The 4,154-nt window shown below is 73.3% G+C and carries 3 protein-coding genes; 2 read left to right on the plus strand and 1 reads right to left on the minus strand.

Annotated elements, in window-relative coordinates:
- Positions 1 to 1,169, plus strand: a 1,169-nt coding sequence (locus AB0M20_RS30115; protein WP_364303700.1) for an iron chelate uptake ABC transporter family permease subunit, incomplete at its 5' end; no start/stop codon positions are given.
- Between the two features lie 13 nt (positions 1,170 to 1,182).
- Here AB0M20_RS30115 and AB0M20_RS30120 read toward each other — a convergent pair.
- A complete protein-coding gene (locus AB0M20_RS30120) occupies positions 1,183 to 1,644 on the minus strand; it encodes a hypothetical protein (protein WP_364303701.1) in 462 nt (153 codons plus the stop codon).
- A 144-nt stretch (positions 1,645 to 1,788) separates the two neighbouring features.
- On the opposite strand from AB0M20_RS30120, the gene AB0M20_RS30125 reads away from it, so the two are divergent.
- Positions 1,789 to 4,154: tetratricopeptide repeat protein (locus tag AB0M20_RS30125; RefSeq protein WP_364303702.1), on the plus strand; the 2,366-nt coding region annotated here is incomplete at its 3' end.

The raw sequence follows: 4,154 nt of genomic DNA on the forward strand, positions 1-4,154 counted from the left end.
CGCTGATCGTGGTCGGCGCCGATGTGCTGCTGCGGGCCGTGATGCCGGCCGGGCGGGCGATCTCGATCCCGACCGGCGTCGTCACCACGTTCGCCGGCGCGGCGTTGCTGGTCTGGCTGGCCCGCCGCCTGCGCGACGGCGGCCCGGCGGCGGCACCGGCGCGCGGCGCGCACGGCCGGGTCCGTACCCGTGGCCGGATCGCCGTCATCGGGGCGCTGCTCGGCGCCGGGCTGGTCGTGGCGTTCGCCGGCGCCCTGTTGCTGGGCGACCGGGTCGTGCTGCTCGGCGATGTCGCCAACTGGTGGCAGGGCACATCCGGCCGTACGGTCTCGTTCGTCCTCGACCAGCGCTGGCCACGCGTGCTGGCCGCGCTGCTCGGCGGCGCCGCCCTCGCCCTGGCCGGCATCATCGTGCAGGCGGTCTGCCGTAACCCGCTCGCCGAGCCGGGACTGCTCGGCATCACGCCGGGCGCCTCGGTCGGCGCGGTGGCGACGGTCCTGCTGCTGCCCGGCGTCGGTGCGTGGCCGGTGATGGGCATCGCGACGGTCGCGGCGCTCGGCACGTTCACCCTGGTCTACCGGCTCGCGGCCGGTCGTGGCCCGGCATCGGACCGGATCGTCCTGGTCGGCATCGGGGTCAGCGCCGGAGCCGCGGCGTTGACCTCCCTGATCGTGCTGGTCGCCTCGCCGTGGAACACCAACCTCGCCCTGACCTGGCTGGCCGGTTCCACCTACGGCCGGACTGTGTCGCAGGTCGTCCCGGTCGCTCTGGTGCTGCTGATCGCCCTGCCCCTCACCATGGCCGGGACGCGCACGCTGGACCTGGTGGCGCTCGACGAGGACGTGCCGCGGGTGCTGGGCGTCCCGATGAGCCGGTCCCGGCTCGGCTTCCTGTCGATGGCCGCGGTGCTGACCGCGAGCGCGGCCACCGCCGTGGGCGCGCTCGCCTTCGTCGGCCTGGTGGCGCCGCACGCCGCTCGTGCGCTGGTCGGCGCGAACCACGCCCGGGCGGTGCCGGTCGCGGTGGCGCTGGGCGCGTTGCTGGTCTCGGTGGCGGACACCCTCGGCCGTACGGTCCTGGCGCCGACCCAGCTCGCCGCCGGCCTGGTCACCGCCCTGATCGGTGCGCCCTACTTCGTCCTGCTGCTCTGGCGCAGCCGCCCGGCGTGAGCGGCGCCGTGTCTCAGTCGACGGCCATGACCCGGACGTCCCGCATCGCGCTGGCCATCATGTGCAGCCGGTGCGCGGGCACGTAGCGGCGCAGCAGCGGGAACTCGTCTCGTTCCTGATGCTCGGCGTGGTCCAGCAGTGCGCCGGTCAAGACGGCGAACCTGGCGTCGAAGTCGGGGTGGTGGATGCCGAGCCGGCCCAGCTCGGTGAGCGACCGCTCGACCCGTTCACCCTCCACCTGGCTGGCGAGGGCGATGGTGTCGCCGTCCGAGCCGGTGTTGCGCACGGCCGGGTGAGCGACCGAGAGCTCGCCGAGCTGGTGCAGGTGGACGGCCTGTCGCAGGGCGGTCAGCGGGCGCTGTTTCCGATCGCGCCCGGCCGTTCGGATGTCGGTGCACAGTTGCCGGATCTGCTCGTGCTCGCGATGCAGGACGTCGACGATGTCGGGTGAGATCACTTCCTGGAATGCTTTCATGGCCGTCCCTGGCGTACGGAAGAGGCGCCCGGGTCCAGGGCGGTGACACCGCGAACACTACGCGCATCCGAGCCCATCGAACGCCGACGAAGCTGACGGATTGTTCCGGCAGGACTGCGAATGATGAGCCTCTAGGCTGATCGGATGCCTGTGCTGGGCACCAAGCTGCACGTTCCGCGGCCGCGGCGACGGCTGGTGACCCGTGCCCGGCTCACCGACCGGCTCCCGGCCGACCCGGCCGCGATGCCGCGGCTCGTGCTCGTCTCGGCGCCGGCCGGCTTCGGCAAGACCACCGTCCTGACCCAATGGCTGGCCTCGGATGTCTCGGCGTCCCATCACATCGCATGGCTGTCCCTGGACGAGGCCGACACCGACCCGCGGCGGTTCCTGAGCCATCTGATCGCCGCCATCCGGTCCACGGGCCAGGAGCTGGGTGACGACGCGCTCGCCCTGCTGGAGCACGACCGGGGCGCCGCGGCCGACGCCGTTCTGGTCAGCCTCGTCAACGACCTCGACGTCGCCGCCGAGCCGACGGTGGTGGCTCTCGACGACTATCACGTCATCGACGCCGCCGAGGTCCACGACGCCCTGCGGAATCTGGTCGACAACCTGCCGCCACAGATCACGCTGGTCATCGCGACCCGGGCCGACCCGCCGTTGCCGCTGGCCCGGCTGCGGGCGCGAGGTGAGCTTCTCGAGCTGCGCGCCGCCGATCTGCGGTTCACTCGGGCGGAGGCGGGCGCGTTCCTCAACGACATCATGGGCCTGGATCTCGAGCCGGCGCACGTCGCCGCGCTCGAGGCCCGCACCGAGGGGTGGGCCGCCGGGCTTCAGCTCGCCGCGCTCGCGGCTCGCGGCCGCTCCGGTGGCGGTGACGCCGGCGGCTTCGTGGACGCGTTCACCGGGAGTCATCGCTTCGTCCTCGACTACCTGCTCGAGGACGTGCTGCGCAGCCGGCCCGACGACGTCCGGCGATTCCTGCTCGACACGTCCGTCGTGCGCGAGCTGACCGGCCCGCTCTGCGATGCGGTCAGCGGCCGAACGGACGGGCAGCAGATGCTCGAAGACCTCGAGCGGTCCAATCTGTTCGTCGTCCCGCTCGACGACCAGCGACGGTGGTTCCGATACCACCACCTGTTCGCCGAGGCGCTGCGCGCCCAGCTCACCGCCACAGATCCGGACCGAGTGCCCGGGCTGCGTCGAAGGGCCGCACGCTGGTACGCCGAGCACGACATGCTCACCGACGCCGTTCCCCACGCCCTCGCCGGCGGCGACGCCGAGCAGGCCGCGGAGCTGGTCGAACTCGCGCTCCCGGGCCTCCGGCGGCATCGTCACGACCGCATCCTCCGCGATTGGGTCCAAGCGTTGCCCGGCGATGTCGTCCGGCGCCGTGCCCTGCTCGCCACCGCCGTCGCCTGGACCCGGCTGACCGCCGGTGACCTCGACGGGGTCGAGCAATGGCTCGATTCGGCACAGGCGGCCCTCCAGCCTGCTCCCGCCGCCCGTTCCGGCGAATCCGCCGAAGCCGACCGCGACGAGGAGCTGCGCGGCCTTCCGGCCACCATCGAGATCTACCGCGCGTCGGTCGCTCAGGCCCGCGGCGACCACGCCGGAACCGCCCTGCACGCCCGGCGCGCACTCGAGCTCACCGGGCCGAGTGATCACCTCGCCCGCGGTGGTGCGGCCGGGTTCCTGGGCCTGGCGACGTGGGCCGCCGGCGACCTCAGCCACGCCGTCGACACCTTCGCCGAGGCGATCCGGAGCCTGCACCGGGCCGGCAACGTCGCCGACGCGCTGGGCGGGACCGTCGTGCTGGCCGGGATGTGGCTGGCCCGCGGCCGGCCCGACGAGGCTCGGCGACTGTACGAGCAGGCGCTGACGACCGCCGAGCGTCATCCGGGGGCCGCCCTGTCGATCACCGGTGACCTGCACGTCGGTCTGGCCGACGTCCTCCGCGAGCGCGGTGATCTCGCCGCGGCCGAGGAGCACCTGCGCACCGCCCGGGAGCTCGGCGACTCCGCATCGCTGCAGGAGAACCGGCACCGCTGGTACATCGTCATGTCCGCTGTGCTGCGGGCCCGCGACGACCTCGACGCCGCGGCGGCGATGCTCGACCTGGCCGCCTCGTCGTACCTGCCCGGCTTCTTTCCCGACGTGCGGCCGATCGCGGCCGTCAGGGCGAGGGTGCACATCGCCGGGAACCGGCTGCCGGACGCATGGGCCTGGGCCCGCGAGCACCGCGTCACGACCGACGGCGAGCTCACGTACCCGAATGAGTTCAACCAGCTCACCCTCGCCCGCCTCCTGATCGCCCAGCACCGGACCGACGATGATCCGGCCGGCCTCGACGCCGCGGCGAAACTGCTGGACCGGTTGATCACCGCGCTGGAGGGCTCGGACCGCGGCGGCAGCTTGGTCGACGCGCTCATCGCGAGGGCACTCGCCCGTCACGCGCTGGACGACCTCGGCCGAGCGCTCGGCCTCGGCGTGCCGTTCGGCTACGCGCGCAT

Source organism: Actinoplanes sp. NPDC051633 (assembly GCF_040681735.1).
Classification (GTDB): domain Bacteria; phylum Actinomycetota; class Actinomycetes; order Mycobacteriales; family Micromonosporaceae; genus Actinoplanes.